The sequence below is a fragment of the Bacillus sp. EKM202B genome (genome assembly GCF_011066025.1).
Classification (GTDB): Bacteria; Bacillota; Bacilli; order Bacillales; family Bacillaceae_G; genus Bacillus_A; species Bacillus_A toyonensis.
In genome coordinates this window covers 1-252 of the sequence record NZ_JAAMNK010000130.1, presented here as the reverse complement: position 1 = coordinate 252, position 252 = coordinate 1, and the positions used below count along the sequence as shown (strand labels likewise).

Annotated in this window: 1 pseudogene; it reads left to right on the top strand. The window is 38.9% G+C overall.

The features are described from left to right. Window positions 1-252 (top strand): annotated as a pseudogene (locus G9F74_RS29685) (biotin/lipoyl-binding protein); the annotation flags it as partial.

Genomic DNA, 252 nt, shown 5'->3' with positions numbered 1-252 from the left:
GTAAAAGAGGGACAAGAGGTAGAGAAAGGTACGAAGTTATTCTCTTATGATAATGAAGAGATTAATCTTCAAATGAAACAAGCTGAGCTTGATCAGAAGATGGCAGATATGCGTTACGATCAAGGGAAAAAGAAGATTGATTCGCTCAAGAAAGAAATTAAGAAGGCGAAAGATGGCGGAGCTGGGAAAGAAGTAACAGATCCGATGGAAGAGCAAGTAAGTGAGTTAGAAATAGCGCAAAAAACAACTGAC